Below are 25,857 nucleotides of genomic sequence, written 5' to 3'. Positions count from 1 at the left end.
GTCGTTTCGCAGGCCGCCGCAGTTGCGCATCCCCTTCCGCGTTGCTCGTTTACGGCGTGCCCGGCAAGTTGCCCGGAGACATTTCGCGTGCAGCGTGCGCTGCCGTGAAGAGCCATGCCCGGTCTTCCAGCAGCTCGGCTTCGGCCGTCGCGCGTGCCTTGTCGGGCAGGTTGGCGACGAGCATCAGTGCGCGGTCGATGACAGTGACCGCGTCGTGATAAGCGCGGCGTTTCTTCGCCGCCTCGCTCGCGATGCGCAGGTAACGGAGCGCGCGCTCCCAGCTTTTTGCCGCTGCGAAGTGTTGCGCCAGTTCGGCGGCCAGGCCATCGCGCTCGCCCCGTGCGAACCGGGCTTCGAGCACCTCGGCGATGCGAAGATGCGAACCGGCCGTGCGCAAAGCACCCTGCCGATCGTAGAAGCTCTGACGATAGATCGCATGGCGGAACGCATAGAGACGCGCCGGCAAGCGGTAGCCGGACGTCGAGACGGGCTCGCGGCGAATGAAGCTTTCCTGGCGGCAGAGCGCTTCGCAAATGTCTTCGAAACTTTCCGCGTTCATTTCCGCGGCCGGTGCGGCCGTGGCCGCGCTGAATACGGGACCGGCCACGCTGGCGGCTTCGAGCACACGTTGCTGCACGGTTGTGAGCTTCCTGATGCGGCGTTCGATGACCTGGTTCAGCGAAGGTGGCACCTCGATCTGCAATTCCCGCGGTGAAACGCGCAGATGCCATCCATCCGGTGTCGACTCGGCGATGCCTTGCTCGACGAGGTGGTCGAGCGTGGCGATCATGAACAAGGGATTGCCGCCGGAGTGCTCGCGCATGCGCTGCGCGAAGCCCGTCGTTCCCTCGTTCTGTCGAGCCGACAGGGCGCCGCAGCCGAGATATTCTGCTATGGCGCATTCGGCGAGCGGTTCGAGGACGATATCGTGACAGAGTTTGCGCAGCCGCAGGTCACCGGTCAACTGGCTCAGTGGATGCCGTGCGACCTCGACGTCCTCCGGCCGGTACGTGCCGATGATCATCAAATGCGCATGGCTGGGGCGGCGGGCCAGGGCGGACAGCATATCGACCGTCGAATAATCGGACCAGTGCAGATCCTCGAAGATCAGTACGAGCGAACGCTGTTGCGACAGTGCTTCGAGAAATTCGCAGATTTCGCGCAGCATGCGGTCGCTCGACGCGCCGATCATCTGGCGCTGAAGGGCCGGGCGGTACTGCTGAGGCATCGACCCCGACATCTGCAAGGCCCAGCTCGGCGCCACCGACATCAGTGTGTGAGCGATCGTCCGCCCCGCTTCGCCGTGGATCAGCTGCGTGAGCGCACCGAGTACCGGGTAGTACGGCTCGATGCCGCCATGGCCCTCCACGCAATGCCCGAGCGACGTCAGTACCGTGGAATCCTCGCCGAGCGAATCCAGAAACCGATTGACGAGCGTTGTCTTGCCAATGCCCGGCTCGCCGGCGACGAAGACGATGCGCGATGCCCCCTCGCGTACCTCGTCAAACAGCTTCCTCAACTGGTTCAGTTGCGGCAGGCGGCCAACGAACGTGCCGTGGTCGCCCGGGTTCGACGGCGGGGGCGTCTCGGTGGAATTCGTCAGCACAGGCGCGATGAAGCGGTAGCCGCGGCCACGGCGGGTTTCGATAAAGCGCGGACGCTCGGGATCGTCCCCGAGCGCCGTCCGGATGGCCAGGATATGCGTCTTCAGTACCTCGGGTTGAACATGGACATTCCGCCAGAGCGCATCCAGGAATTCGCCGTGCGTGATCAACCTGCCGGCGTGATCGACGAGGTACTGGAGTATGTCGTAAGCGCGCGGAGCAAGCGGAAGCGGGCTGACCGAGCCGTCGACGTCGCGCGCCCAGACGCACCGGTTTTCGTGATCCAGGCGGAAAGGAGGGAAATCGATCACATCGGTTCTCCGATTGGGCGACACCGCAGGTTCAGTGCGATGATCGGCCCGCTGTGGGGCCCCAGGCAATGCAGAGGAAAATATGTCGGCAACGTCATTCACGAGTCTTGTTTCTGCAGATTGAATCAAGCCGCGCCTTTAAACGACGTCGGTCCTGGCGAATTGCCGCCGTGTATTTCCGCGACGCGAGTCTGTCAAACCTGGTCGAGGTTTCCCGCGACAGGTGCGAGCGCCCAGTCGAGAGCGAGGTCGGCGACCTGCTCCCAGCCATGCTCGCCGCAAGTGTAGTGGCTGCGGCCAGGGAATAGTTTGTATGCCGTGACCGCCTGCGAGCGCCTGGCGTTCTTCTCGAAATTCTCCCGCTGCACCGCGGGTGGCAGGATGTGGTCGTTCCCGCCTGCGATGAAGAGCAACGGCGCGCGATCGTCGTTCGCAAAGTTGCAGGTCGTCGAGGCGTTCGGGGTGAAATTCGCGAGTCCCCCCTGGAACAATATCCGCCCCGACACGGGGACGGCATAGCGGTCGTAGACGGCCTTCGATTCCTCGATGCTCAGGTTGTTCGTGAACGCGTAGTGGAAATCCTTCGCGGTGATCGGCACTGCGCGGCGCAGGTTGGCCGGGTTGCGCAGGACCGGGAACGTCGCCTTGATCTCGCTGAAAGGAAGTGCCATCACCCCCTTCACCGCCGCGCCGTCGATGGATATGCCGGCCGCGCCGAAGCCAGCGTCGAGCAGGAGCTGAACAAAGGTCCCGCCGAACGAATGCCCCATGATGACGGGTTTCGTATCGAGGGCGCCGACGATCCCGGCCAGGTGGTCGAAAACCTCTCGCACGCCCAGACCCGCCAGAGGCGATGGATCTCTCCGGAGCGCCTCGACTCCCTCTTCGCCCGGCTCGATGCCCGGGTATCCCGGGGCAATCACCCTGAAGCCCCGTTTCTCGTAGTGGACTACCCAATGCTCCCATGACAAGGGCGTCATCCAGAGGCCGTGAATGAGTACGACCGTGTCCGCATGCATTTCGGGCTTCATGTACCCACTCTTCGTTTTATGGTTGGCGGATTACAAAATCCGATGCCCAGGATTCATCGAGGTTTCCGGATTCGCTTCTCCGATGCCTCGTTGGGTTCGTATGGAAGCGATCCGGTGTCGCCACGCGTTGTATGGCGAAAGCGTAGTCTTTGACATCGGGGCGCGCTATGTGAATGATGCGCCCATCATAAAGATCATCCAGGTACGCGACATGGCTAAAAAACCGGAATTCTTTGCTGAAACGCCGACCGGGCTGGATGACGGATCAGATCCCTTTGCATTCAGGCGAGATGCCTTTTCAGATGTGCTGGAGCTGATCCGCGTCCGCGGCAATACGGTCTTTACATGCGCAGCATCTGCACCTTTCGGGCTGCGCTTTCCAGCCGGCAAATGCCGTTTGCACATCATCAGAAGCGGGAGCGTGGCGATCGAAGTGGAGGGGGACGATGAGCCGTACCACGCCGCGCAGGGAGATCTGGTCATGCTCATGCACGGTCATGGCCATGTGATATCGGATCGGCTTGGGCGTTCCGCAACGCTTCTCACGGATCTCGCGCTCCATCACTACGATCGGGAGCGCCTGACGATCGGACATGGGGATACTACGTGGCTGTGCGGGGATTTCGGCTTTGACGGCGTGTTATCGCAACGCCTGCTGTCGGTGCTTCCACCCGTTCTGATCCTGAAGGGCTTGCGAGAGCGGCCCTTCGAGTGGCTGGAGCTGAGTTGCCGTTTCATTCTGGACGAAGCGTTGAATCCGCGCGCGGGCGCTGCCGCCATGATCTCCCGACTGCTCGACGTAATCTTTGTTCAATTGCTGCGTACCTGGGCGACGGATGGTACTGTCGGTCGTGGCTGGCTATCTGGCGCGATTGATGCCCGTATCAATCCTGCGATGTCCGCCATACACGCCGACCCAGGCCGGACATGGACCGTCGGCGACCTCGCCGGGTTGTCGAATCTGTCCCGGTCGGCTTTCGCGGATCGGTTCCAGCGTGTCGTGGGGATGGCGCCGCTGAGCTATCTCACAAGCTGGCGCCTGGATCGGGCCGCAGAGTTGTTGCGATACAGTCGCGCACCGATCTCGGATATTGCGAACCGGGTCGGGTATACGTCCGAGGCCGCGTTCAGTCGAGCGTTCAGAGGAAGATACGAAATGTCCCCCATGCAATGGCGGAGAATCAACGCCGACTAGAATTTCGGGCAGGACGGAACAGGCTCAGATCCGCTGGATCGGGTTGGGGTTGGTGGTCGGGGCGGTGCCTCGGCTGTAACCCCTTTTTCGTCGGGTATCTCAGCCTCTGCGACACCGTGCGTGCGATCGTTGCCCGCAATCTGCGCCACTTCTTCCGCGGACAATCCAAACGCCTCATACAGCAGGCGGTCGATTTCCCGCGAGCTTGCCTCGGCTTCGGCAGCAAGTCCCGCGCGTTGGTACGCCAGTAGCTCGTCGACCAGACCGGCCAGCGCGCTTCTCGCTTCAGGCGCTCGCGGCACCGGCACCGAATCGATCATGGCCTTGGTGAACGCAATGCCCCCGTTATAACTGGCCGAGGGATAACGCGCGCGCAGATAAAACACCGCAAGCGGGCAATTCAGCACCGCGGCCGCGAACTTCAGCAAGCTGTCGTCGCTGGAGCGCAGGATCAGCGTCGTTTTGCCCGGGATCGTGTCGCCGGCGAGATCGAGCGCGGCGTCGAGCCGCGTGAGTCCCTTCACGATCACTTTCTTTGCCCCGGCCTTTCCGCCGTACGCGTTCGCGAACTCCGCGGCGAAACGCGCGCGATCCACGACGGGTGCCTGATACCGGTTGCCGAGATAGGTCATCGGCCTTTTACCCCAGCGGGAGATGAACTGCCCCAAAGTGCCCGTATTGACCACGCGGAATTGGCGCTGCGGATCGAAGCGGCCATTCGCTTCTTCGACGAGCGGTTTGAGCCGGTAGGCGTCCGAGGTTGCGCACGCGTTTTCACAGCGCAGCAACGATCCGAGCGTTGCGTGCGAGTGCGCCATTTTCTGCACGAACGCATGGTCGGGCGAGAGCAGCGCGTCGAGCCTCCACGGCGCGGCGAGCGCGGACTTGCGCGCATGGGCGAGCGGGATCAGCACGCCCGTTTCGATGCGCGCAGTCGAAACGAACCCGGTGCCTTCGTTCGCGTAGAGCGTGACGATCGAGTCCACGCGCGCACGGTCGAACACGCCGCGGCCTAGCGCGGCGATGCGCTCGATCTTGTCGAGATAGCGCGCGCGGAACGCGTCGCCGAAGGGCTTGGCGAGCCACTTGTCCGGCGTGAGGCACGCCATTGCGCCCGTCGGGGCGAGAAGCGACAGGCCGAGTTCCATGAAGACGACGTACAGATCCCAGTTGCCTCGCGCGGCTGGCCAGCGCTGCGCGAGATGTTCGCGCACGGCCAGCATGCCTTCGTTCGCCATGCGCTCGGAGTCGATGTAGGGCGGGTTCGCGACGATGGCGTCGAAGCCGGGGAACGCGCCTGTGTCGTCGAGGACAGGCGCAAAGGCGGTGCGCCATTCGAAGGCGTTGTCATAGAGGGATGAGGTCGCGCTCGACTTGTGCGGTGCCTCCGGTTTGAGGTCGGGTTCCAGGGGCGACGGGAATCCGGACCGCTGGATTGCGGCATTGCCTTGCTGGATAGGGATGTCGAGATTGGGCAGGGCGGCGAACTGTCCGTTCGCGTCGTACCCGGCATGTTCGAGCAGCTCGATCCAGAGCCGCAGTTTCGTCAGCCGCACCGCATCGGGATTGATGTCCACGCCGAACAAGCCGCGTTCGACGATGGCGCACTTCTCCCTGAACAGGGCAGCGTCGAGGCGCCGGCGTTCTTCCTCTGGCAACGCGCTATCGAGCGATGTGCCGTCTTCCCGTTTCACCGTGAGCCGGTCCGACTCGATCTCGAAACAATAGCCGCAAAGCGGGTTGTCTGCGGCGTCGGTCAGCAAGCCGAGGCGCGACTTTAGCGCCACGCGCGCGTTGAGCGCCGAAACGAGCAGGTGCCCGGAGCCCACCGCCGGATCGCAGACGCGCAGTGCATCCACGACTTCGCGAGCTTCGTTGCGATTCGCAATCGCCTGGCATAACTGATCGATGGATTCGCAGTGCCAGCCTTTGAGCCGGTTGAAGCGGCGGAGCGCAGCCGACTCGATCGCGGCGCCGGCCAGGTACGTCGCGACGCTGCCCGGCGTGAACCATGCGCCTTCCCGATAGCCGTTGAACTTCTCGAAGATCAGGCCGAGCGTTGCCGTATCGACCTTCGGTTTTCCCGCGTTGCCAGGCTGCGTTGCGCGCGGGGAAAAGTCGTAGGCATCGAGAAAATCGAGCAGATAGTGCACGGGGTCCAGCGCTTCTCCAGCCTGCCTGAGCGCGGTTTGCGCGAAAACGGGCAGCGGCGGCGAATCGGCCAGCGCGCCGAGCGGGATTCCCGCGTTTTCCCGATCCTCCGAAACGAGAGCCGAACCCTCGAAGCGCGGAATCAGCGGGAACTGCGCGCGGGATGCCGGGGGCTCGTTCACGAGCACTTCGCGGCACAACGCATCGAGTTCAGCGAAGGAGCGAATACGGCTCGAGCGCAGAAATGCGTAAGCGGGATCGCCGTTGTGCAGCGCGAGAAGCCGTGTTTCGAGCAGCTTGAGAAAGACGAGGCGGCTGAGCCATGCGATGCAAAGGCGCAGCACCGTCTCGAATCGGGCCTGCGGGTTCTCTTGAGCAAGGGGACCGTCGCGCGCCTCGATGCGCGCCAGCGCGTTTTCGACCAGCGCCCCGGGCACCCTTGCGTGCTCGGGGCAGCGGGCGATGGCCGGCTTGCCGCCCGTCACGGTTTCGCGCAAACCCGCGATATGCAGCAGTTCCGCGTAGAAGCGTTGGTCGAGCGTTGCGTGGCGAGGGCGCACGCGTCTCGTCTTGTTGGTCTCGGGCATGATCTTGTTGGGGCAGCGTTTGCCGCGCGTTGCCTGCCAGTTCGCGTGAGGCGCCGGTTGCCGCCCATTTTAAGCGCGTCGCGCCGCCGCGCGCCCTCTGACTTTCGGACGAGTCGATGGACGCGCTCGCGTAGGCGATCATCGTGACATGCTTCGAGTCCCGCAACGCGCCGCTGTGCTCTGCTATATGATGGCGCCGCCGCGGCCAAGCCGTTTTGCCTGTGAATCCTATGACCGACATTCCCACCCTGAGCTGGCCCGATACGGATGGCCCGCGCACCGTCCGCTGGCGTTCGGAGGCCGGCGTCGCGCCGCCGAAGCGCGTGGTGCTCGCCGACGACCGTACTACCGCCGACGCGGCTTACCGGCTCGCCTGCGAAGGCACTGCGCTCCTGTGGCGCGGCGACTACCAGAACGCCCGCCAGTTGCTGCAGGCGATGGCGCGCCGCGCCGACCGCAAGCCGCCCAAAGCACCCGCTTCGCCGCTGGACGCCTTCAACCTGCACCGCCAGGCGCAATCGCAGCGCGCGCGAACGCTCGGCATGGTGCTGATCCCGCTCGAAGGCGACTACACGATTGCGCTGCGCCGCGCACCCGAGGTGCGGCTCGCCTGCGAGGAGGCCTGGGGTCCGGCCACGGGCGAGGCATCGGCGGTTTCGCTGCGCGAGCTGCTTGGCCTCGTCGGCGCGCACGAATGGCGCAAGAAGGGCGTCGAGATCCCGGCGCTTGGCGGCGAGCGCATTCATCCGTACTACGGCGTGTTTTCCCCCGTGCGCGGGGAGTATGTCGATCTCGTCGCGCGCACGCCGCTGCCTTCGTTAGATAAGGCGTTCGACATCGGCACGGGCACCGGCGTGCTGTCCGCGGTGCTGGCGTCGCGCGGCGTGGAGCGGGTGGTCGCCACCGACCAGGACCCGCGCGCGCTCGCTTGCGCGCGCGAGAACCTCGCGCGACTGGGTTATGCCGATCGTGTCGAAGTGATCGAGGCGGATCTCTTTCCGCCGGGGCGTGCGCCGCTTGTCGTCTGCAATCCGCCCTGGGTGCCGGCGCGGCCCGCTTCGCCCATCGAATATGCCGTATTCGATCCGGATAGCCGCATGCTGCGCGGCTTTCTCGACGGCCTGAAGGACCATCTGGAGCCGGACGGCGAGGGCTGGCTGATCCTCTCCGATTTTGCCGAGCATCTCGGGTTGCGTACGCGCGCCGCATTCATGGAAATGATTTCGGGTGCGGGGCTGGAGGTGGTGGGGCGTGAGGATATTCGTGCGCGTCATCCGAAGGCGGCGGACCGCAGCGATCCGCTCCACGAGGCGCGCGCAAAGGAAATCACGTCGCTCTGGCGGCTGAAGGCGGCGAAAAAGTGAGACCGCCGAAGCGTGGGCGCGGGGCCGGCGCTTCGGTGGGATGGGGGGGCAGGGCCGGTCGGCGTTCAGCCTGGATAGGCTTCGTCGACTTTCAGTCCCGCGAGCTTGAAAATCACGCGTAATGTCTGCGGTTTGATGTCCCGGCGGGCCGCGAGGGACGACATCACGAAGTCGAGAACCTTTGCGTATTTCAGCAGGATCAGGCAGGTTTCGAGATCGCTTGCGCCATCGCGCATTTCCTCGGCAATGCGCAACATCTCAACCGATATGTCGCGCGCCATTTCGAGTTCCAGCTGCTGCTTCTCGGTCCACGAAGGAACATCGAGCAGCTTGGTGAGCAATTCCTGAAATTTCTGCTCGGCATTTCCGTCTGGTTTCGTATTCATTGCAAGCCTCGTGCAAGGACGTGCAGCATCGTGCGCTTCCCGAGCAACGATAGACTGCCACGTGCCTGTTCTGTCGCCGCCGGTGGTGCCGGAGCGACCTCCCATACGCGCCGGCCGGTGCATTGCCGGCTGGTCACGCTCCCAGTGGTCCTTTGTGGACATCGGGGACGGATGTCCGCCGTGTCTCTTTTAATCAACCCCTCCCTGCCGTCCGGACGTGGGGTCAGCGTTCCGGACGCTGCGGGCCGCCTGCGACTTTTGCTTTATGACGGCCACGTCGTGCTTTTTTCGTAAAATGGCAGGTAAATCTTCTTCCTTCCGTCGCCTGTCGCACGTTTCCCGATAAAAGACGTCTCTCCTTCGCCCGCACGATGTCCAGCAAGACTTACGAAATCCGTCCGAACCAGTCTGTCGAACTCCTCCAGGAGCTCCACATCCTGACGCGCGACGGCAAGATGAATCAGGATAGCCGCCGCAAGCTCAAGCAGGTCTATCACCTGTTCCAGTTCATCGAGCCCCTTCTCAAGGACCTCAAACAGGATGGCCGCGACATCACGCTCGTCGATCACGGCGCCGGCAAGTCCTATCTTGGTTTTATCCTTTACGACCTGTTTTTCAAGGCGCTTCATGACCAGTCGCACATCTTCGGCATCGAAACGCGCGACGAACTCGTGCAGCGCTCGCGCGATCTTGCGAAGCGGCTAGGTTTCGAAGGGATGTCGTTTCTGAATTTGTCCGTGGCGGACTCGATCGCGTCGGATGCGCTGCCGCCCACCGTCGATATGGTGACGGCGCTGCACGCCTGCGACACGGCCACCGACGACGCGCTACGTTTCGCGCTCAAGAAGCGCGCGCGCCATATCGTGGTCGTGCCGTGCTGTCAGGCCGAGGTGGCGGGCGTGCTGCGGCGCAACAAAGGCAAGTCGCTTGGCCAGGCGCTCACCGAAATCTGGCGCCATCCGCTGCACACGCGCGAGTTCGGCAGCCAGATCACGAACGTGCTGCGCTGTCTGCAGCTGGAGGCCCACGGGTACCAGGTGAGCGTGACGGAACTGGTGGGGTGGGAGCACTCGATGAAGAACGAACTCATCGTTGCCCAATACAAGGATCTGCCGCGGCGTCGGCCCGCCGAACGGCTGACCGAGATTCTCGCGACCTTCGGCCTTGCCGAACTCAACGAGCGATTCTTCGTCGACGATGCCGGCAACGGGCCGTCCCATGCGACTGCGGACGAAGAACCGTCTGCCTGATCTGATTAATCGGCCTGATCTGACTGATCGGCCTGAGCGCCGGCCCGGCGGGGGGCGTTGCTGCCTCCGCCACTGTCGCCACCTTCGCCGTCGCCGCCGGCCATCCAGTCCTGCCAGCCTTGCAGGCCGAGCCGGCGCAGCGTCGCCTGATTGCGTTCGTAGATATCGGCGGCATCCGGGAATGCTTCGGTTGCGCGCTCGATGCTCGCTTCGCGCAGCAGATGCAGGATCGGATAAGGGGTGCGGTTCGTGTAATTTTCGATGTCGCCCGGCTCGCTGCCGTCGAACTGGTACTGCGGATGAAAACTCGCGATCTGCAGCGTGCCTTCGAGCCGTAGCTGCTGAAGCAGCCGGTCGGCGAAATAGAGCGCGTCGTTGAAATCCAGAAAATCGGCTAGCGCGCGAGGCAGAATCAGCAGGGTCGTGTCGATCTGCTCGGGGTCGGCGGCGTCGAGTGTCTTGAGTTCCGCTTCGAGATCGACAAGGACGCCTTCCAGACCGGTCGCCTCGCTCACCACATAGCGGATCTGCTGCTTCACGTGCACGCTCTTCGCGAACGGGCACAGGTTCAGGCCGATCACGGCGCGCGTGAGCCAGTGGCGCGTGGCGGCAAGAACGTCGGCGTGGGCGGGGGCTGAGGCGGTATCGGTCATCGCGCTATTTTACCGGCGCCGGGCAGGCCGCCTCGATCAGCCGCTTCGCCATGCGCGGTCCGGCGAGGATCGGGCCGCAACCCGGGCCGTAGGTCTGGCTTGCCGCATAAATACCTTCGATCAGCAGGGCGAGTTCGTCGGCGAGGGCCGCGGGGTCCGCGGCCTGCGCTTGCCCGGCGAGCGTGGTGAGCCGCGCGATCAGCTTCGCCTTGTTCTCGGCAACCGAATGGCGCGCCGGGTGCGAAGCGTCCGGAAATTCGGCTGCGACGTTCACGAACGGGCAGCCCCGGTAATCGGCCGCCGAGGCGCGCTGCGCCAGGTCTTCGAAATACTGGAGCAACTGCTTGACCGGCTCGCCCGGATGTTTCGCGACGCTCGCTTCCAGGCGGTCGAAAAAGCGCTCGTCGCAGCGCTTCAGATACGCGACGACCAGGTCGTCCTTCGACGAGAATTGGCGGTACAGGCTCATCTTGTTGACGCCCGCGCGCTCGACGACGGCCTCGACGCCCACGGCGCGCACGCCTTCCCGATAGAACAGTTCGTCCGCTGCGAGCAGCAGATGCTCCTGCGCGCGCGGCTTGCTCGTGCGGCGCGCGCGCGGGGTGGGGGAATGATCGGTCATGGAATTCTCGCCGGTGGTTGCTGCTTGACATGTTACCGAGCGGTCACTACTATCGCAACACACTTGTGACCGATCGGTAACAAATTGTTGCTGCGGCGTCCATGAGGCGCAATCGACGATCGGGGCTGGGCACGGTACAACAGGAGCGAGGATGAACTGGGCAGCGAGGATGGTCGGCGGGCGTTTCCACTACGGGTGGCTCGTCGTGGCGGTGGTGTTTCTGGTGCTGCTGGCGGCCGCGGGCACGCGCGCCACGCCGAGCGTGATGATGGTGCCGCTCGAGCATCAGTTCGGCTGGAGCCGCGCGACGATTTCGCTCGCGATTTCGGTGAACATTGCGCTGTACGGCCTGATGGGACCGTTCGCGGCGGCGGCGATGCAGCGCTTCGGCGTGCGCCCGACGCTCCTTGCCGCGCTTGCCACCATGGGCGCGGGCGTGGCGCTTTCGTCGCTGATGACACATCCGTGGCAGATGGTGCTGATCTGGGGCGTGATGGTGGGCGGCGCTACGGGCGTGGCCGCGCTTTCGCTTTCGGCCACCGTGGTGACGCGCTGGTTCACGTCGCACCGCGGCCTCGCGATGGGCATTCTCACTGCGAGCTCGGCCACGGGGCAACTGGTGTTCCTGCCCTTTCTCGCGGCGATTGCGCAGAAGTACGGCTGGCAGCCCGTGGTGCTCGTGGTGGCGGCAGCGGCGGCCGTGGTGATTCCGCTCGTGGCCTTTCTGCTGCCCGAGCGGCCCGCCGACATGGCGCTGCGCCCCTTCGGCGAGGGCCACGACACGCCCGTCGCACCGCCGCAGCCGCAGGGCAATCCGCTCAAGATCGCATTCGGCGCGCTCACCTCGGCCAGCCGCACCCGCGACTTCTGGCTGCTCTTTTTCAGCTTCTTCATTTGCGGCGCGAGCACGAACGGCTACATCGGCACGCACCTGATCGCCATGTGCGGCGACTACGGCATGACGGAAGTGCAGGGCGCTTCGCTGCTCGCCACGATGGGCGTATTCGACCTGTTCGGCACGACCCTCTCGGGCTGGCTTTCCGACCGCTTCAACAGCCGCGTGCTGCTGTTCTGGTACTACGGGCTGCGCGGGCTTTCGCTGATCTACCTGCCGCATGCGTTCGGCATCGACTTCTTCGGGCTGCCGATCTTCGCCGTGTTCTATGGCCTCGACTGGATCGCGACGGTGCCGCCGACGGTGCGTCTCGCGACCGACGTCTACGGCAAGGAGCGCGCGCCCGTGGTGTTCGGCTGGGTGGTGGCGGGGCACCAACTGGGCGCGGCGTTCGCGGCCTACGGCGCGGGCCTCCTGCGCTCGAGCCTCGGCACCTATACCGTGGCGTCGATGATCTCGGGCGGCCTGTGCCTCGTCGCTTCGCTGCTCGTGCTGCGGATCAACCGCGGCCCTCGCGCCGTGGGCGTGCAGGCGGTCTGAGCACCGCCGCGGCGTGCAGTGGCGCACCGGCCCTGCCGAGGATGTATCAGCACGATTCACACCGCGCGGTTATCCTAGTGTCCCCCGGGCGTGCGCCCGAACACACCAAGGACAGACAAGGCATGACGAAGCACAAACCCGCACCGACAGCCGTGCCCATCCATGAACTGATCGCCGGCCGCTGGAGCCCGCGCGCGTATTCGAACGAGCCGGTGAGCCGCGAGGCGCTGCACGCGGTGATCGAGGCGGCGCGCTGGGCGCCCTCGGGCTACAACCTGCAGCCGTGGCGTTTCCTCGTGTTCGACCGCACCGCGAACGAAACCGCGTTCAAGCGCGCGTTCGCCACGCTCGTGCCGTTCAACCAGCAATGGAATGCACCGGCTCCGGTGCTGATCGCGGTGACGGCACAAACGCTTACCGCGAAGGGCGAGGTCAATCGCACGGCGCAGTACGATGCGGGCGCGGCAGCCATGTCGCTGGTGCTGCAGGCGCATGCGCTGGGTCTGGCTGCGCACCAGATGAGCGGCTTCGACGTCAATGCATTCCGCACCGAATTCGCGCTGCCGAACGACGTGGAACCGCTCGCGATCATCTCGATCGGCCACTACGGCGACAGCGAAAAGCTCGAGCCCGTGCTGCGCGACCGCGAGAAGGCGGAGCGCACGCGCTCGGCCGTCGGCGACATCGCCTACGAAGGGGCCTGGAAGCAGCCGTTCAAGGGCTGAATCCCGGAGTCTGGGCGCGAAGCCCGCTGGCGGCCAACGCCAAAAATCAGACAAAACGCGCGGCTTGCCGCGCGTTTCTTATTGCGCCAGTGTTCCTGAAAGGGCCGCGGTTGCCGGTTGCCGGAGTTTCGTGATACAAAGCCCGTCCTCCCAGCCCATCCCTCGCGCTGCGCAGCTCCTGCGCGGTGCTTTTCTGCCATGAACACGTTCTGCGCGATTGACTTCGGGACCTCCAATTCTGCGGTGGCGCTGCCCGCAGCCGCGTCCGGCGGCGCCATGCGGCTCGCGCCCGTGGAGGATGCGCACGTTACGCTGCCCACTGCCGTGTTCTTCAATACCGACGAGCACACCCGCGAGTTCGGCCGGGCCGCGCTCGCGTCCTATATCGACGGCTTCGACGGGCGCCTGATGCGCTCGATGAAGAGCATCCTCGGTTCGGCGCTGGCGGAGAGCACGACCGACCTCGGCGACGGCAGCGCGATCCGCTACACGGACATCATCGCGATCTTCGTGGATCACCTCAAACGCAGCGCCGAAGCCTGCGCCGGCGCGCCGATCGAGCGCGCGGTGCTGGGCCGCCCGGTGTTCTTCGTCGACGAGGATCCGCGTGCCGACCAGCTCGCGCAGGACCAGCTCGAGGCGGCCGCGCGCTCGGTGGGATTCCGGCAAATCCAGTTCCAGTACGAACCCATCGCCGCCGCGTTCGATTACGAGTCGCGTCTCACGGAGGAGGGGCTCGTGCTGGTGGCGGATATCGGCGGCGGTACTTCGGACTTCTCGCTCGTGCGGGTGGGGCCGCAGCGCATGCAGCGGCTCGAACGCAAGGACGATGTGCTCGCGCACCATGGCGTCCACGTTGCGGGCACCGATTTCGACCGCCGCGTCGAACTCGCGACGATCCTGCGCGAAATCGGCTACCAGTCGCTCGATCCGGAAGGGCGCGAAGTGCCGAACCGCGTGTATTTCGATCTCGCGACCTGGCACCTGATCAATACGGTGTACACGCCCAGGCGGGCGGCCGAGCTCAAGCTCATGCGCCACCTGTACCGCGACGCGCGGCACCACGACCGCCTGATGCGCGTGGTGGAGCGGCGTCTGGGGCACGCGCTGGCGGCGCGCGGCGAAGAGGCGAAGATCGGTGTTTCGGCGGGCGGCCAGACCATGATCGATCTGGAGGCGGTGGAGGCGGATCTGCGCCTTGCCTTCGACGACGCCCAACTGGTCGAAGCGGGCCGCGAAGAGACCCGCCGTATCGTGGAAGCGGCGCGCGAGACGGTGCAGGCGGCGGGCGTCAAGTCGGCCGACGTGAACGCGCTCTATTTCACCGGCGGCTCGACGGGCCTTCTGTTCCTCACCGAGGCGCTTGCCGGAGCGTTTGCGCACGCGCGGCCGGTGTTCGGCGACCGCCTCGCCAGCGTGGCGACGGGCCTCGGCATCCACGCGCAGCGCCTGTTCGGCTGAAGCACCCAAGAAAAAACCCCACCTTCCAGAGGAAGCGTGGGGTTTTTCGGTAAGCTTGCCAGGCAGAATCCCAGGTCAGGGATTCTGTGGGGCAATGTACGCTTAGACCGGCTTGATGTTCGCGGCTTGCTTGCCCTTCGGGCCCGTACGAACTTCGAACTGCACCTTTTGGTTTTCTTGCAGCGTCTTGAAGCCGTCGACCTTGATTTCCGAGAAGTGCGCGAACAGGTCTTCGCCGCCGCCGTCCGGAGTGATGAAGCCAAAGCCCTTTGCGTCATTGAACCACTTGACGGTACCGGTTTCCATATTACTTTCCTAAAGATGAAATGAGGCCGAAGCCAAAGAGGTGCATGAAAATCAAGGAAGGGGTATGGGACCAGCCGGAGTACCGTTGATGGGCGAACTACGAGAGACCTAATCATACTCGCCGCCTGAAATCCTGCCCGCACTTTATACGGCGAATTGCTCGGAAGGTCAACTAGAAGACTCCCCCTTCTGGATGTTTTTTTACGTTAGGGTCGAAACAAGAGCTTACAAACCTTGCGTTAATGGCGTTTTTTTTGTAGAGGGCCGCAGATTTTTGGCGCCTTTTGGCAGTGCAACCGTTAAACTACGCGCCGCGCGAAGGTTGCGCCTACGGGTGCAATCGCAGGAGTGCGCGCAGGTGCGACTACCGTGAAAACCCGCCCGCACAACAGACGGGGCTCCCGGTGTCGAACTGCTCTTGAAACAGGAGAAGACGTGAAAAGTTCTATTCAACGGAACATCGGCCCGTTTGCGCTGATGTTTACGGGCCTCGGCTCGATCATCGGTTCGGGCTGGCTGTTCGGCGCATGGAAAGCGGCGAAGATTGCAGGTCCGGCCGCCATCTGCGCGTGGATCATCGGCGCCGTGGTCATTCTGGCCATTGCCCTGACCTACGCCGAACTCGGCGCGATGTTCCCGGAGTCGGGCGGCATGGTTCGCTACGCCCGCTACTCGCACGGCGCCCTGGTGGGTTTCATCAGCGCCTGGGCCAACTGGATCGCCATCGTTTCGGTGATTCCCATCGAGGCCGAAGCCTCCATCCAGTACATGAGCACCTGGCCCTACCCATGGGCGCACGCGCTCTTTGTCGATGGGTCGCTAACCCACTCCGGGTTATCGCTCTCGGCGCTGCTCGTGATCGTGTACTTCATGCTCAACTATTGGGGCGTGACGCTGTTCGCGCGCGCCAATAGCGCCATCACGATCTTCAAGTTCATCATCCCGGGCCTGACCATCATCGGCCTGATGTCCACGGGCTTTCACCACGAGAACTTCGGCCAGTCGACCGATTTCGCGCCCTATGGCTGGTCGGCGGTGTTCACGGCGGTTGCGACGAGCGGCATCGTGTTCGCGTTCAACGGCTTCCAGAGCCCGATCAACCTCGCGGGTGAAGCACGCAATCCGTCGAAGAGCATTCCGTTCGCGGTGATCGGCTCGATCGTCTGCGCGCTCGTGATTTACGTGCTGCTGCAGATCGCGTACATCGGCGCGGTCAATCCCGCCGACGTGCTCAAGGGCTGGAACACGTTCAACTTCAAGTCGCCGTTCGCCGAACTCGCGATTGCGCTGAACCTGAACTGGCTCGCGATCCTGCTCTACGTGGACGCGTTCGTGAGCCCGAGCGGCACCGGCACGACCTACATGGCAACGACCTCGCGCATGATCTACGCGATGGAGCGCAACAACACGATGCCGAAGATGTTCGGCAACGTGCACCCGTTCTACGGCGTGCCGCGCAACGCGATGTGGTTCAACCTGCTGGTGTCGTTCATCTTCATGTTCTTCTTCCGCGGCTGGAGCTCGCTCGCGGCAGTGATCTCGGTGGCGACGGTCATCTCGTACCTCACCGGCCCGATCAGCCTGATGGCGCTCAAGCGCACCGCCACGGACCTCGAGCGTCCGCTCTCCGTGCCGTTCATGAAGGTGATCGCGCCGTTCGCGTTCGTTTGCGCCTCGCTGATCCTCTACTGGGCGAAGTGGCCGCTGACGGGCGAGATCATCCTGCTGATGGTCGTTGCACTCCCGGTGTACTTCTACTTCCAGGGCAAGGAAGGCTGGGCGGGCTGGGGCCAGGATCTGAAGGCGGCGTGGTGGATGTGCGCTTACCTGCCGACGATGGCGGTCCTCTCGCTGATCGGCAGCAAGCAGTTCGGCGGCAGCAACCTGATCCCCTACGGCTGGGACATGCTGGTGGTCGCGCTGTTCTCGCTCGTGTTCTATTACTGGGGCGTCCATTCGGGCTACCGCACGCCGTACCTCAAGGAGCGCGAGGAGCACGACGAAGTGCTCGAAGGCATCGGCGCGCACTGATCGCCGTCACCTTCGCGCGGCGTTCGCGCCGCGCCCGGATGTGAAGAAGCCCGCCTGAAGCGATTCAGGCGGGCTTTTTTGTGCCTGCTGCTTTCGGCGCCAGGTGCCAGATGTCGGGTGCCGGGTGTTGGGCGTTCGGCCGCGTTAGTGCGCCGGGCCGAACACGTAGTTCGTCATCGCGAGCGCGCGCTGGTATGTGCCGAGCGACTGCACGCCCAGCGTGTAGTCGTCGTCGGCGGCGCCGAGGGCCGCGAAGACAGGCAGCAGGTGCTCGTCGGTCGGGTGCATCAACTGCGCGTGCGGGGCGCGGCGCCGGTAGTCGAGCAGCGCGTCGATGTCGCGTGCGGCGAGATGCGTCTCGAACCAGTCGGTGAATTCCGCCACGCGCGGATCGGCGTCTTCCGGCCGGGCCGAGAAGTCCGCCGCGCGCAGGTTATGCGTGATCTGGCCGGAGCCGATCACCATCACGCCGTCGTCGCGCAGGGCGCGCAGCGCGCGGCCAAGGGCGAAGTGGTGGGCGGCGTCGGCGCGCGGCTGGATCGAGAGCTGGGCGACGGGGACATCGGCTTCGGGGAACATCAGCAGCATCGGCACCCAGGCGCCGTGGTCGAGACCGTGCGATTCTTCGCCGACCGCCACGCCGTGCTCGCGCAGCAGCGCCGCGGCGCGCTGCGCCGTATCGGGCGCACCGGGTGCGGGGTACTGGATTTCGTAGAGCGCGCGCGGGAAGCCGTAGAAGTCGTGGATCGTCTCGGGCTGCGCCGCGGTGCTGACGACCGGCTGCAGCGTGCCCCAATGCGCCGAGAGCATCAGCACGGCCTCGGGGCGCGGCAACTGCGAGGCAAGCGCGGAGAAGCCGCCGGAGGGCAGCGACGGGTCGATGGGCAGCGTCGGCGCGCCATGCGAGAGGAACAGGGTGGGCAATCGGGTTGCGGTAGTCATGATCGCGGGCTGCGGTCAGGCAGCCTGACAGGTTCGGTTGCGATCAATATAAGTGCCTACCGCTGCGAATTAAACGTCGCGGATGGGAATTGATTGTGTCGCCAGTGTTGGTAATCGCGCGGATTGCCGTGCCGGGACGAGGTGCACGCGGGGGTGCCGCGGCGTGCTTCAGTCAGCGCTGCCGCTGTGCAGCCCTTGCCACGCGGGCGAAAGCGCGGGGCCGAGCGCGAACAGATCGAGCACGCGCGCGACCGTTTGATCGACCATCTCCTCGATCGAGGCAGGCTGGTTGTAGAACGCGGGCAGCGGCGGGAAGATCACGCCGCCCATCTCCGTCACCGCCGTCATGTTGCGCAGGTGGGCAAGATTGAACGGCGTTTCGCGCACGAGCAGCACGAGGCGGCGGCGCTCCTTGAGCGTGACGTCGGCGGCGCGGGCGATCAGGTTGTCCGAGAGGCCGTGGGCGACGCTTGCGAGCGTCCGCATGGAGCAGGGCGCGACGATCATGCCGTCGGTCGCGAACGAGCCCGAGGCGATGCTCGCGCCCACGTCGCGGACCGAATGCACGACGTCGGCGCGCGCGTGGAGGTCGTCCTTGGCGAGTTGCAGTTCGTGCTGGATATTGAGCCAGCCCGCCGACGAGATCAGCAGATGGGTTTCGACGCCGCCGAGCTTGCGCAGCATGTCGAGAATGCGCACGCCATAGATGGCGCCGGTCGCGCCGGTAATGGCGACGATCAGCCTGCGTGGGGGAGTGCCGGGGAGATTCACGACTTCACGAATGGGCGGCCTGCCGTCCCGTGTGCGCTTCAGGTGCGCGTCAGGCCTGGGCGAACAGTTGCTGCAGTTCGCCGTTCTGGTACATCTCCATCATGATGTCCGACCCGCCGACGAATTCGCCCTTCACGTAAAGCTGGGGAATGGTCGGCCAGTTCGAGAATTCCTTGATGCCCTGGCGGACCGCTTCGTCTTCGAGCACGTTGACGGTCTTGAACTGATCGACGCCGCAGGCCTTGAGGATCTGCACCGCGCGGCCCGAAAAGCCGCACATCGGAAACTGCGCGTTGCCCTTCATGAAGAGGACGACGGCGTTTTCATCGACGATCTGCTTGATGCGTTGTTGGGTATCCATGACTGACCTTGCAATGTATTGATGCGGAACAGGGTGAAATGATAGCGGATTTCGACCGCGCGGGCCGGGCGCCGAAAGGCTGTTGCGGCGTGGCCGGGCGCCCGTTCGGGCATTCGGTCGCTCAGGCGCCGATCCGGCCGCCGCTGATCCGCTCGATGCCGGCGAGATCCTTTTCCGAGCGCACCTCGGCGAAACCTTGTGCCGCGAGCAGCGCGCGCACCGCTTCGGCCTGGCCGTAGCCGTGCTCCATCCAGAGCACGCCGCCTGGCGCGAGATGGGCCGGTGCGCCGGCCACGATCGCGCGCAGGGCCGTGAGGCCGTCGGCCTCGTCGGTGAGCGCGCCGCGCGGCTCGAAGCGCAGGTCGCCTTGATCGAGGTGCGGGTCGCCGCTCGCGATGTAGGGCGGGTTGCTCACGATGGCTTCGAAGCGCAGCGACGGATCGAGTGTGTCGTACCAGCTTGCGGCCGCGAACGTGAGCGGGCCGCCGGGGCGTTTCGCGTCGAGCAGATGCTGTGCGTTGCGGGCGGCCACGTCGAGCGCGGCCACCGAGCGATCGACGGCCCAGACGCGCGCGTCGGGCCGCGCCGAGGCGATCGCCACGGCAATCGCGCCGCTGCCCGTGCCGAGATCGAGCACGCGCGGGTGCGCCATGCCTTCGATGGCGGCCAGCGCCGTTTCGACCAGCAACTCGGTCTCGGGACGCGGAATCAGCACGTCGGGCGTGACTTCGAAGGTGAGACCGTAGAACTCGCGCGCGCCCACCAGTTGCGCCACCGGCTCGCCGCCCGCGCGGCGCGCTTCGAGCGCGCGATACGCCGCTACGCGCGCCGCGTCGAGGACCTGGTCGCCGCGCGTGATGAGTTCGGTGCGGCGCCAGCCCAGCACGTGCATCAGCAGCATGCGCGCTTCGAGCGCGGGCAGCGGCGAGGCACGCAGCAGGGCGTCGGCGGTGATGGCGGCGTCCTTCACGTCGGGCGCGGCGTCAGTCCGCATCGCCGAGCGAGGCGAGCTGTTCGGCCTGATGCTCGGTGAGGAGCGCGCCGATCAGTTCGTCGATTTCGCCGTCCATGATCGATTCGAGGCGGTAGAGCGTGAGGTTGATGCGGTGATCGGTGAGGCGCCCCTGCGGGAAGTTATAGGTGCGGATGCGCTCCGAGCGGTCGCCCGAGCCGACGAGGCTCTTGCGCGTGGCCGCTTCCTTCGCGTGCTGCTCCTGGTACTGCTTGTCCTTGATGCGGGCGGCCAGCACCTTGAGCGCGCGGTCCTTGTTCTTGTGCTGCGAGCGGTCGTCCTGGCACTCCACGACGATGCCGGTGGGGATGTGCGTCACGCGCACGGCCGAATCGGTCTTGTTGATGTGCTGGCCGCCGGCGCCCGAGGCGCGGAACGTGTCGATGCGCAGGTCGGCGGGGTTGATCTCCACCTCGCCGATCTCGTCGGCTTCCGGCATCACGGCCACCGTGCAGGCGGACGTATGGATGCGGCCCTGCGTTTCGGTGGCCGGCACGCGCTGCACGCGGTGGCCGCCCGATTCGAACTTGAGCTTCGAGTACGCGGCTTCGCCCGCGATACGCACGATCACTTCCTTGTAGCCGCCGAGATCCGATTCGCTCGCCGACATCATTTCGATCTGCCAGCGATTGCGTTCCGCGTAGCGCAGGTACATGCGCAGCAGGTCGCCCGCGAACAGCGCCGATTCGTCGCCTCCCGTGCCCGCGCGGATTTCGAGGAACACGTTGCGTTCGTCGTTGGGGTCCTTCGGCAGCAGCATCTTCTGCAGTTCTAGCTGGAGCTGTATCTGGCGTTCGCGCGCGCTTTTCACCTCTTCTTCGGCGAACTCGCGCATGGAGGCGTCCGAAAGCAGGTCTTTCGCCGCCGCTTCGTCGTCGCGCGCCTGGCGCCATTGCGCGTAATGCTCGACCACCGGCTCCAGTTCCGCATGCTCGCGCGTGAGTTTGCGGTACTGGTCGCGGTTGGACGTCACGTCGGGACGGCTCAACAGGTCGTTCAGCTCGGCCAGGCGTGTCGTCAGCTGGTCGAGCTTCGATTGCATGCTCGTTTTCATCGGGCGGTTCGGAGCGGGGTCCGGGTAGGGCTGCGGGAGAGAAAGACAGTAGCGGGCGGCGTGCCCGGGCTGCGGCGTGGGCTGACGCCGCGAAAAGCGGTCCGTACCGCTAACGGTCCGAAGAGCCGGACGATTCGGAAGGCGTATCGGCGGCCGATTCCGCGGACGGCGCCGCCTGCGCGTCGCGCGCAGCCGCCCGGTCCGGCTGGCCATGCCGGTAGAAACCGCCCATCAGCTGGATGAGCGAGTCGCGGTTCTCGCCGCTCGCGCTGCTGAGCGCGTGCGTGGGACCGTGGATCAGCTTGTTGGTGAGCGACTGCGACAGCGCTTCGAGCACGGCGGACGGATCGTCGCCGCGCGCGAGCGCCTTGCGCGCGCGTTCCAGTTCGGCGCGGCGCAGGGTGTCGGCCTGGGTGTGCATGTGGCGGATCACCGGCACGATGCTGCGCGAATCGAGCCACTGCATGAAATTCTGCACGCGCGTTTCGATGATCGTCTCGGCCTGGGCGACCGCCGCCTGGCGCGAGGCATTGCCTTCGCGCACGATGGTGCCGAGGTCGTCCACGGTGTAGAGGAACACGTCTTCGAGCTGGCCGACTTCGGGTTCGATGTCGCGCGGCACCGCGAGATCGACCATGAAGATCGGCCGGCGGCGCCGCGCTTTCACTGCGCGCTCGACGGCGCCGAGGCCGATGATCGGCAGCGTGGAGGCCGTGCACGACACGATGATGTCGAACTCGTGCATGCGCGCGGGCAGGTCGGCGAGCGGAATGGCATGGCCGCCGAAACGTTCGGCGACATAGCGGCCGCGCTCGGCGGTGCGGTTTGCCACCACGAGCTCGCGCGGCTGCTGCGCGGCGAAATGCGCGGCGCACAGCTCGATCATCTCGCCCGCGCCGATGAACAGCACGCGCTGGTTGGCGATCTTGTCGAAGATGCGCTGCGCGAGGCGCACGGCGGCCGCGGCCATCGAGACGGATTGCGCCCCGATTTCCGTCGTGCCGCGCACTTCCTTCGCCACGGCAAAGGTGCGCTGGAACAACTGGTTCAGATAGGTGCCGAGTGCGCCGGCCTCGGTGGCGGTGCGCACGGCGGTCTTCATCTGGCCGAGGATCTGGGTTTCCCCGAGGACCATGGAATCGAGCCCCGACGCCACCCGGAACGCGTGACGCACGGCTTCGGACTGCGGCAGCGCGTAGACGTGCGGCGCCAGTTCCTCTTCACGGAGGCCGTGATACTGCGAGAGCCACTGGACGGCGGCCTCGCGCGAGGCGTGGTCGTCGGTAGCGCAGTAGAGCTCGGTGCGGTTGCAGGTGGAGAGGATGGCGGCCTCGGGCGCGTTGAGCGCGCGGCGGCCCGACCAGGCTTCCTTGAACAGGGCGAGTGCAGGTTTGATCTGTTCGAGCGGAAACGCCACGCGTTCGCGCAAGGCGACTGGCGCGGTGTGGTGATTGATTCCGATCGTTAGAAGCTGCATACCATGGGGGAAAGATTTAGGCGGATATTATAACTTTTCCTCGCTTCCGACATGATAGACAACGGAGTCCGGGTATTCCTCCCCGGACATCGCCCGGGTGGATGCCGGCACCCTGTCCAGTTGATACCCGAAGCCGTACAGCGTGGCGAGGCGCCAGCCGTGTTCGGGCGACAGTTGCAATTTGCTGCGCAGGCGGGAGGCGTGGGTGTCGAGCGTGCGCGACCGTACGTCGCGGTTCAGATTCCAGACCGTTTCCAGAATGCGCGCCCGCGAAACGGGGCGCGATGCGTTGGTGAAGAGCAGCAGCGCGAAGCGGAATTCCTTCGGCGTGAGCGTGATGGTCTGGCCCCGGAACGAGGCCCGAGAGCGGCCGGAGTCGAACACATAGTCGCCGAATACCTGGCGCGCGCGGTTGTGTGGCCGGCGTACGCCCGCGCGGCGCAGCAGGGCGTCGATGCGCGCCAGCATTTCCGGGCCGCGGACCGGCTTGGCGATGCAGTCGTCGGCGCCACCGTGCAGCGCCGAGACAATCTCGCTTTCGTGCGGTGCCACCATGAGCACGATGGCGGGCAGCCCCGGCAGCGCGCGGCGCGCCAGGGGAATCAGGTCGTCGGCGCCGGTATCGCCGCACCACCAGGTGGCCAGGAGGAGGTCGAAGGCGTCTTCCTCCAGGGCTTCGAGGAAGGCCGTGCCGCTGGAAAACCGTTGACAGGCATGGCCGCCGCCAATCAGGAGGCGCAGGATAATTTCAGCCTGACTCGCGTCGGGCTCGACAAGGGCGATTCGCATGAGGGTTGCATGCCGCTGCGGCCCGATGCGCTTGCCTTGCGTCATCCCGCCCCCTACACTCATTCGCTACGCGGGACGCGCCGAGCCGACCGTTTTCCAGTGAAGACCAGTTGATGAGAAATAGATGCTAGCCGGGGCGGAGCAACGGCCCAATCAGATAAGTCCGAAAGTGTGTGAGGCAGAACGCTGATGGGCGCAGCCGGCATCGTCTTCACCGGTATCGTCGCCGGGCTGGCGGGATGGTGGCTTCATCCGCTGCGCCACGGCGCGCGCGGCGGCCTCATACTGGCGATCGTGGCCGGCTTGGCTGGCGCCGCACTCGCAAGCGTTGCCGGTCGTGTCACCGGTCTTTTCTACGATGGCGAACTGCTCGAGTGGCCTGTGTGCACGGCCTTCTCGCTCGCTTTCGTCGCTCTGGCGGTTGCGCTGCGCTCGCGCCGCCAGGCACCGCCCCGCTAGACCCAACGCGCGCTACGCTTATAAGAAATCTTCTCGCAGGTGAAATGATGAACGCCCGACTTCCTGAAACCTCCACGATTCCCGAACGGATTGCCGCCTTGCGCGCCGCCATGGCGCGCAAGGGTGTCGATGCCGTGCTTGTGCCGTCCGCCGATCCGCACCTGTCCGAATATCTGCCGCCGCGCTGGCAAGGCCGGCAGTGGCTCTCGGGCTTCACGGGGTCGGTGGGCACGCTCGTGGTGGCGAAGGATTTCGCGGGCGTCTGGGTGGACAGCCGCTACTGGGAACAGGCGGATCATCAGCTCGCGGGCAGCGGCGTTCAACTGATGAAGATGACGGGCGGTCAGCAGACCGCGCCGCACATCGAGTGGCTTGCGCAGAACGTGGCGGCGGGCGGCACGGTGGCCGTGGACGGCGCGGTGCTGGGCGTCGCCTCGGCGCGCGTGCTCACGGATGCGCTTTCCGCGCACGGCGTGACGCTGCGCACCGATCTCGACCTGCTCGACGACGTGTGGAGCACGCGTCCCGCGCTGCCGCTGCAACCCGTGTACGAACACGCCGCGCCGCACGCCGACACGAACCGTGCGGGCAAGCTCGAAGCCGTGCGTCGCACGATGCAGGAGAAGGGCGCGCAGTGGCACTTCGTTTCGTCACTCGACGACCTCGCCTGGCTCTTCAATCTGCGCGGCGCCGACGTGAGCTACAACCCCGTGTTCGTCGCGCATGCCCTGATCGGGCTGGACGCGGCCACGCTCTTCGTCGCCGACGGCAAGGTGCCCGATGCGCTCGCCCAGTCGCTCGCGCGCGACAACGTGCGCATCGAGCCTTACGGCAACGCCGCGGCGGCGCTCGCCGCGCTGCCGGCCGGCGCCGCGCTCCTCGTCGATCCGCGGCGCGTGACGCACGGCCTGCTGCAGGCACTCGCCCCGGCCGTGAAACTCGTCGAATCGATCAATCCGAGCACGTTCTTCAAATCGCGCAAGACCGCGGCCGAAGCCGAGCATGTGCGCAGGACCATGGAGCAGGACGGCGCCGCGCTCGCCGAATTCTTCGCGTGGTTCGAAGGGGCGCTGGGCCGCGAGACGATCACCGAACTGACCATCGACGAAAAGCTGAGCGCGGCGCGCGCGCGGCGCCCCGGTTTCGTGTCGCTCTCGTTCGGCACGATCGCAGGTTTCAACGCGAACGGCGCGATGCCGCATTACCGCGCGACGCCCGAAGCGCACAGTGTGATCGAAGGCAACGGGCTGCTGCTGATCGACTCGGGCGGCCAGTATCTGGACGGCACGACCGACATCACGCGCGTGGTGCCGGTGGGCACCCCGAGCGACGAGCAGAAGCGCGATTTCACGATCGTCCTGAAGGGCATGATGGCGCTCTCGCGCGCACAGTTCCCGCGCGGCATCCGCTCGCCGATGCTCGACGCCATCGCCCGCGCGCCGATCTGGGCCGCGGGTGCCGACTACGGCCACGGCACGGGCCATGGCGTGGGCTACTTCCTGAACGTGCACGAAGGCCCGCAGGTGATTTCGCACTACGCGCCCGCCGAGCCGTGGACGGCCATGGAGGAGGGCATGATCACTTCGGTCGAGCCGGGCATCTACCGGCCGGGCAAGTGGGGCGTGCGCATCGAGAATCTGGTGCTGAACCAGAGCGCGCAGAAGACCGGGTTCGGCGACTTCCTGAAGTTCGAGACGCTCACGCTCTGCCCGATCGATACGCGCTGCATCGACCTCTCGCTGCTGCAGGACGACGAGCGCGCGTGGCTGAACGACTATCACCGCACGGTGCGCCTGCGGGTCTCGCCGCTGGTTTCCGGCGAAGCGCTCGCGTGGCTCGAAGCGCGCACGCAACCGGTCTGAGCGTAAAAGCGGGCACGG

General features: G+C 65.4%; 22 protein-coding genes and 1 pseudogene. 9 read left to right on the top strand and 14 right to left on the bottom strand.

Annotated features, from left to right (window positions below):
* Positions 1–49: 49 nt before the first annotated feature.
* Together BFE01S_RS26285 and BFE01S_RS26280 are read right to left on the bottom strand one after the other, a co-directional pair.
* The gene (locus tag BFE01S_RS26285; RefSeq protein ID WP_169742669.1) at positions 50–2,017 is read right to left on the bottom strand and encodes an ATP-binding protein; all 1,968 of its coding nucleotides are present in this window, start codon (positions 2,015–2,017) and stop codon (positions 50–52) included.
* A 92-nt stretch (positions 2,018–2,109) separates the two neighbouring features.
* The gene (locus BFE01S_RS26280; protein ID WP_218002926.1) at positions 2,110–2,946 is read right to left on the bottom strand and encodes an alpha/beta hydrolase; all 837 of its coding nucleotides are present in this window, start codon (positions 2,944–2,946) and stop codon (positions 2,110–2,112) included.
* 100 nt (positions 2,947–3,046) lie between these two features.
* Here BFE01S_RS26280 and BFE01S_RS40260 point away from each other — a divergent pair, with 100 nt between their 5' ends.
* Complete coding sequence (locus BFE01S_RS40260) at positions 3,047–4,141, top strand: AraC family transcriptional regulator (protein ID WP_169742668.1); 1,095 nt, start codon at positions 3,047–3,049, stop codon at positions 4,139–4,141.
* On the opposite strand, the gene BFE01S_RS26270 is transcribed toward BFE01S_RS40260, so the two are convergent.
* A complete protein-coding gene (locus tag BFE01S_RS26270; protein WP_028228070.1) occupies positions 4,138–6,879 on the bottom strand; it encodes a type IIG restriction enzyme/methyltransferase in 2,742 nt (913 codons plus the stop codon). The two genes, BFE01S_RS40260 and BFE01S_RS26270, sit on opposite strands and share 4 nt — an antisense overlap.
* A 230-nt stretch (positions 6,880–7,109) precedes the next feature.
* Here BFE01S_RS26270 and BFE01S_RS26265 point away from each other — a divergent pair, with 230 nt between their 5' ends.
* Positions 7,110–8,243 (top strand): methyltransferase, encoded by a 1,134-nt coding sequence (locus BFE01S_RS26265; protein WP_028228069.1) that lies wholly within the window; start codon positions 7,110–7,112, stop codon positions 8,241–8,243.
* 65 nt (positions 8,244–8,308) lie between these two features.
* Here the strand turns inward: BFE01S_RS26265 and BFE01S_RS26260 are convergent, their stop codons facing one another.
* Entirely contained in the window at positions 8,309–8,629 is a 321-nt protein-coding gene (locus tag BFE01S_RS26260) for a hypothetical protein (protein WP_028228068.1), read from the bottom strand.
* A gap of 371 nt (positions 8,630–9,000) precedes the next feature.
* Here BFE01S_RS26260 and BFE01S_RS26255 point away from each other — a divergent pair, with 371 nt between their 5' ends.
* Positions 9,001–9,879, top strand: coding sequence for a class I SAM-dependent methyltransferase (locus tag BFE01S_RS26255; RefSeq protein ID WP_028228067.1), 879 nt, complete (start codon positions 9,001–9,003; stop codon positions 9,877–9,879).
* Between the two features lie 5 nt (positions 9,880–9,884).
* Here the strand turns inward: BFE01S_RS26255 and BFE01S_RS26250 are convergent, their stop codons facing one another.
* Entirely contained in the window at positions 9,885–10,532 is a 648-nt protein-coding gene (locus BFE01S_RS26250; RefSeq protein WP_028228066.1) for a DUF1415 domain-containing protein, read from the bottom strand.
* 4 nt (positions 10,533–10,536) lie between these two features.
* Positions 10,537–11,154 (bottom strand): TetR/AcrR family transcriptional regulator, encoded by a 618-nt coding sequence (locus BFE01S_RS26245; RefSeq protein WP_028228065.1) that lies wholly within the window; start codon positions 11,152–11,154, stop codon positions 10,537–10,539.
* Between the two features lie 151 nt (positions 11,155–11,305).
* Between BFE01S_RS26245 and BFE01S_RS26240 the strand changes: the two genes are divergently transcribed.
* The 3 genes from BFE01S_RS26240 to BFE01S_RS26230 all read left to right on the top strand — a co-directional run bounded on the left by BFE01S_RS26240 (position 11,306) and on the right by BFE01S_RS26230 (position 14,775).
* Positions 11,306–12,589 carry an MFS transporter gene (locus tag BFE01S_RS26240; RefSeq protein WP_028228064.1) on the top strand — a complete coding sequence of 428 codons (1,284 nt, stop codon included), beginning with the start codon at positions 11,306–11,308 and terminating at the stop codon, positions 12,587–12,589.
* A gap of 122 nt (positions 12,590–12,711) precedes the next feature.
* On the top strand, positions 12,712–13,314 hold the full coding sequence (locus BFE01S_RS26235; protein WP_028228063.1) for a nitroreductase family protein: 603 nt from the start codon (positions 12,712–12,714) through the stop codon (positions 13,312–13,314).
* Positions 13,315–13,512: 198 nt separating this feature from the next.
* Entirely contained in the window at positions 13,513–14,775 is a 1,263-nt protein-coding gene (locus BFE01S_RS26230) for an Hsp70 family protein (protein WP_028228062.1), read from the top strand.
* 102 nt (positions 14,776–14,877) lie between these two features.
* Here BFE01S_RS26230 and BFE01S_RS26225 read toward each other — a convergent pair whose 3' ends face one another.
* Entirely contained in the window at positions 14,878–15,081 is a 204-nt protein-coding gene (locus BFE01S_RS26225) for a cold-shock protein (protein WP_027797379.1), read from the bottom strand.
* A gap of 435 nt (positions 15,082–15,516) precedes the next feature.
* Between BFE01S_RS26225 and BFE01S_RS26220 the strand changes: the two genes are divergently transcribed.
* The gene (locus BFE01S_RS26220) at positions 15,517–17,112 is read left to right on the top strand and encodes an APC family permease (RefSeq protein WP_028228061.1); all 1,596 of its coding nucleotides are present in this window, start codon (positions 15,517–15,519) and stop codon (positions 17,110–17,112) included.
* Positions 17,113–17,256: 144 nt separating this feature from the next.
* On the opposite strand, the gene BFE01S_RS26215 is transcribed toward BFE01S_RS26220, so the two are convergent.
* The 7 genes and pseudogenes from BFE01S_RS26215 to BFE01S_RS40250 all read right to left on the bottom strand — a co-directional run bounded on the left by BFE01S_RS26215 (position 17,257) and on the right by BFE01S_RS40250 (position 23,518).
* On the bottom strand, positions 17,257–18,054 hold the full coding sequence (locus BFE01S_RS26215; protein ID WP_042338614.1) for a DODA-type extradiol aromatic ring-opening family dioxygenase: 798 nt from the start codon (positions 18,052–18,054) through the stop codon (positions 17,257–17,259).
* Between the two features lie 168 nt (positions 18,055–18,222).
* Positions 18,223–18,825 carry a UbiX family flavin prenyltransferase gene (locus BFE01S_RS26210; protein ID WP_042338613.1) on the bottom strand — a complete coding sequence of 201 codons (603 nt, stop codon included), beginning with the start codon at positions 18,823–18,825 and terminating at the stop codon, positions 18,223–18,225.
* 49 nt (positions 18,826–18,874) lie between these two features.
* The gene (gene grxD, locus BFE01S_RS26205; RefSeq protein WP_028228058.1) at positions 18,875–19,186 is read right to left on the bottom strand and encodes a Grx4 family monothiol glutaredoxin; all 312 of its coding nucleotides are present in this window, start codon (positions 19,184–19,186) and stop codon (positions 18,875–18,877) included.
* 121 nt (positions 19,187–19,307) lie between these two features.
* Positions 19,308–20,180, bottom strand: coding sequence for a peptide chain release factor N(5)-glutamine methyltransferase (gene prmC / locus BFE01S_RS26200; RefSeq protein ID WP_042338611.1), 873 nt, complete (start codon positions 20,178–20,180; stop codon positions 19,308–19,310).
* Positions 20,170–21,252: a peptide chain release factor 1 gene (prfA, locus tag BFE01S_RS26195; protein WP_028228056.1), complete on the bottom strand. Its 1,083-nt coding sequence runs from the start codon at positions 21,250–21,252 to the stop codon at positions 20,170–20,172. Before prfA ends, prmC begins: the two co-directional genes overlap by 11 nt.
* A 211-nt stretch (positions 21,253–21,463) precedes the next feature.
* A pseudogene (gene hemA / locus BFE01S_RS40255) lies at positions 21,464–22,729 on the bottom strand (glutamyl-tRNA reductase); the annotation flags it as partial.
* A 27-nt stretch (positions 22,730–22,756) separates the two neighbouring features.
* Positions 22,757–23,518, bottom strand: a complete 762-nt coding sequence (locus BFE01S_RS40250) for a response regulator transcription factor (RefSeq protein WP_042338657.1) — start codon at positions 23,516–23,518, stop codon at positions 22,757–22,759.
* Between the two features lie 189 nt (positions 23,519–23,707).
* On the opposite strand from BFE01S_RS40250, the gene BFE01S_RS26180 reads away from it, so the two are divergent.
* Together BFE01S_RS26180 and BFE01S_RS26175 are read left to right on the top strand one after the other, a co-directional pair.
* Entirely contained in the window at positions 23,708–23,977 is a 270-nt protein-coding gene (locus tag BFE01S_RS26180) for a hypothetical protein (RefSeq protein WP_028228055.1), read from the top strand.
* Positions 23,978–24,024: 47 nt separating this feature from the next.
* Positions 24,025–25,839, top strand: coding sequence for an aminopeptidase P family protein (locus tag BFE01S_RS26175; protein ID WP_028228054.1), 1,815 nt, complete (start codon positions 24,025–24,027; stop codon positions 25,837–25,839).
* Positions 25,840–25,857: the final 18 nt, after the last annotated feature.

Origin of the sequence: Paraburkholderia ferrariae NBRC 106233, from assembly GCF_000685035.1 — a bacterium.
In the GTDB taxonomy this organism is placed as follows: domain Bacteria; phylum Pseudomonadota; class Gammaproteobacteria; order Burkholderiales; family Burkholderiaceae; genus Paraburkholderia; species Paraburkholderia ferrariae.
Note: the sequence above shows the minus strand (reverse complement) of the source record. Positions and strands in the feature narration are given on the sequence as shown.

What these genes read in the sequence shown, in the direction of transcription:
- BFE01S_RS26175 (WP_028228054.1), top strand. Translation starts at nt 24,025, where the DNA reads ATGAACGCCCGACTTCCTGAAACCTCCACGATTCCCGAACGGATTGCC.
- BFE01S_RS26230 (WP_028228062.1), top strand. Translation starts at nt 13,513, where the DNA reads ATGAACACGTTCTGCGCGATTGACTTCGGGACCTCCAATTCTGCGGTG.
- BFE01S_RS26240 (WP_028228064.1), top strand. Translation starts at nt 11,306, where the DNA reads ATGAACTGGGCAGCGAGGATGGTCGGCGGGCGTTTCCACTACGGGTGG.
- BFE01S_RS40260 (WP_169742668.1), top strand. Translation starts at nt 3,047, where the DNA reads ATGGAAGCGATCCGGTGTCGCCACGCGTTGTATGGCGAAAGCGTAGTC.
- BFE01S_RS26280 (WP_218002926.1), bottom strand. Translation starts at nt 2,946, where the DNA reads ATGAAGCCCGAAATGCATGCGGACACGGTCGTACTCATTCACGGCCTC.
- BFE01S_RS26245 (WP_028228065.1), bottom strand. Translation starts at nt 11,154, where the DNA reads ATGACCGATCATTCCCCCACCCCGCGCGCGCGCCGCACGAGCAAGCCG.
- BFE01S_RS26270 (WP_028228070.1), bottom strand. Translation starts at nt 6,879, where the DNA reads ATGCCCGAGACCAACAAGACGAGACGCGTGCGCCCTCGCCACGCAACG.
- BFE01S_RS26250 (WP_028228066.1), bottom strand. Translation starts at nt 10,532, where the DNA reads ATGACCGATACCGCCTCAGCCCCCGCCCACGCCGACGTTCTTGCCGCC.
- grxD (WP_028228058.1), bottom strand. Translation starts at nt 19,186, where the DNA reads ATGGATACCCAACAACGCATCAAGCAGATCGTCGATGAAAACGCCGTC.
- BFE01S_RS26225 (WP_027797379.1), bottom strand. Translation starts at nt 15,081, where the DNA reads ATGGAAACCGGTACCGTCAAGTGGTTCAATGACGCAAAGGGCTTTGGC.
- BFE01S_RS26235 (WP_028228063.1), top strand. Translation starts at nt 12,712, where the DNA reads ATGACGAAGCACAAACCCGCACCGACAGCCGTGCCCATCCATGAACTG.
- BFE01S_RS26215 (WP_042338614.1), bottom strand. Translation starts at nt 18,054, where the DNA reads ATGACTACCGCAACCCGATTGCCCACCCTGTTCCTCTCGCATGGCGCG.
- BFE01S_RS26180 (WP_028228055.1), top strand. Translation starts at nt 23,708, where the DNA reads ATGGGCGCAGCCGGCATCGTCTTCACCGGTATCGTCGCCGGGCTGGCG.
- BFE01S_RS26265 (WP_028228069.1), top strand. Translation starts at nt 7,110, where the DNA reads ATGACCGACATTCCCACCCTGAGCTGGCCCGATACGGATGGCCCGCGC.
- prmC (WP_042338611.1), bottom strand. Translation starts at nt 20,180, where the DNA reads ATGCGGACTGACGCCGCGCCCGACGTGAAGGACGCCGCCATCACCGCC.
- BFE01S_RS26255 (WP_028228067.1), top strand. Translation starts at nt 9,001, where the DNA reads ATGTCCAGCAAGACTTACGAAATCCGTCCGAACCAGTCTGTCGAACTC.
- BFE01S_RS40250 (WP_042338657.1), bottom strand. Translation starts at nt 23,518, where the DNA reads ATGCGAATCGCCCTTGTCGAGCCCGACGCGAGTCAGGCTGAAATTATC.
- BFE01S_RS26260 (WP_028228068.1), bottom strand. Translation starts at nt 8,629, where the DNA reads ATGAATACGAAACCAGACGGAAATGCCGAGCAGAAATTTCAGGAATTG.
- prfA (WP_028228056.1), bottom strand. Translation starts at nt 21,252, where the DNA reads ATGAAAACGAGCATGCAATCGAAGCTCGACCAGCTGACGACACGCCTG.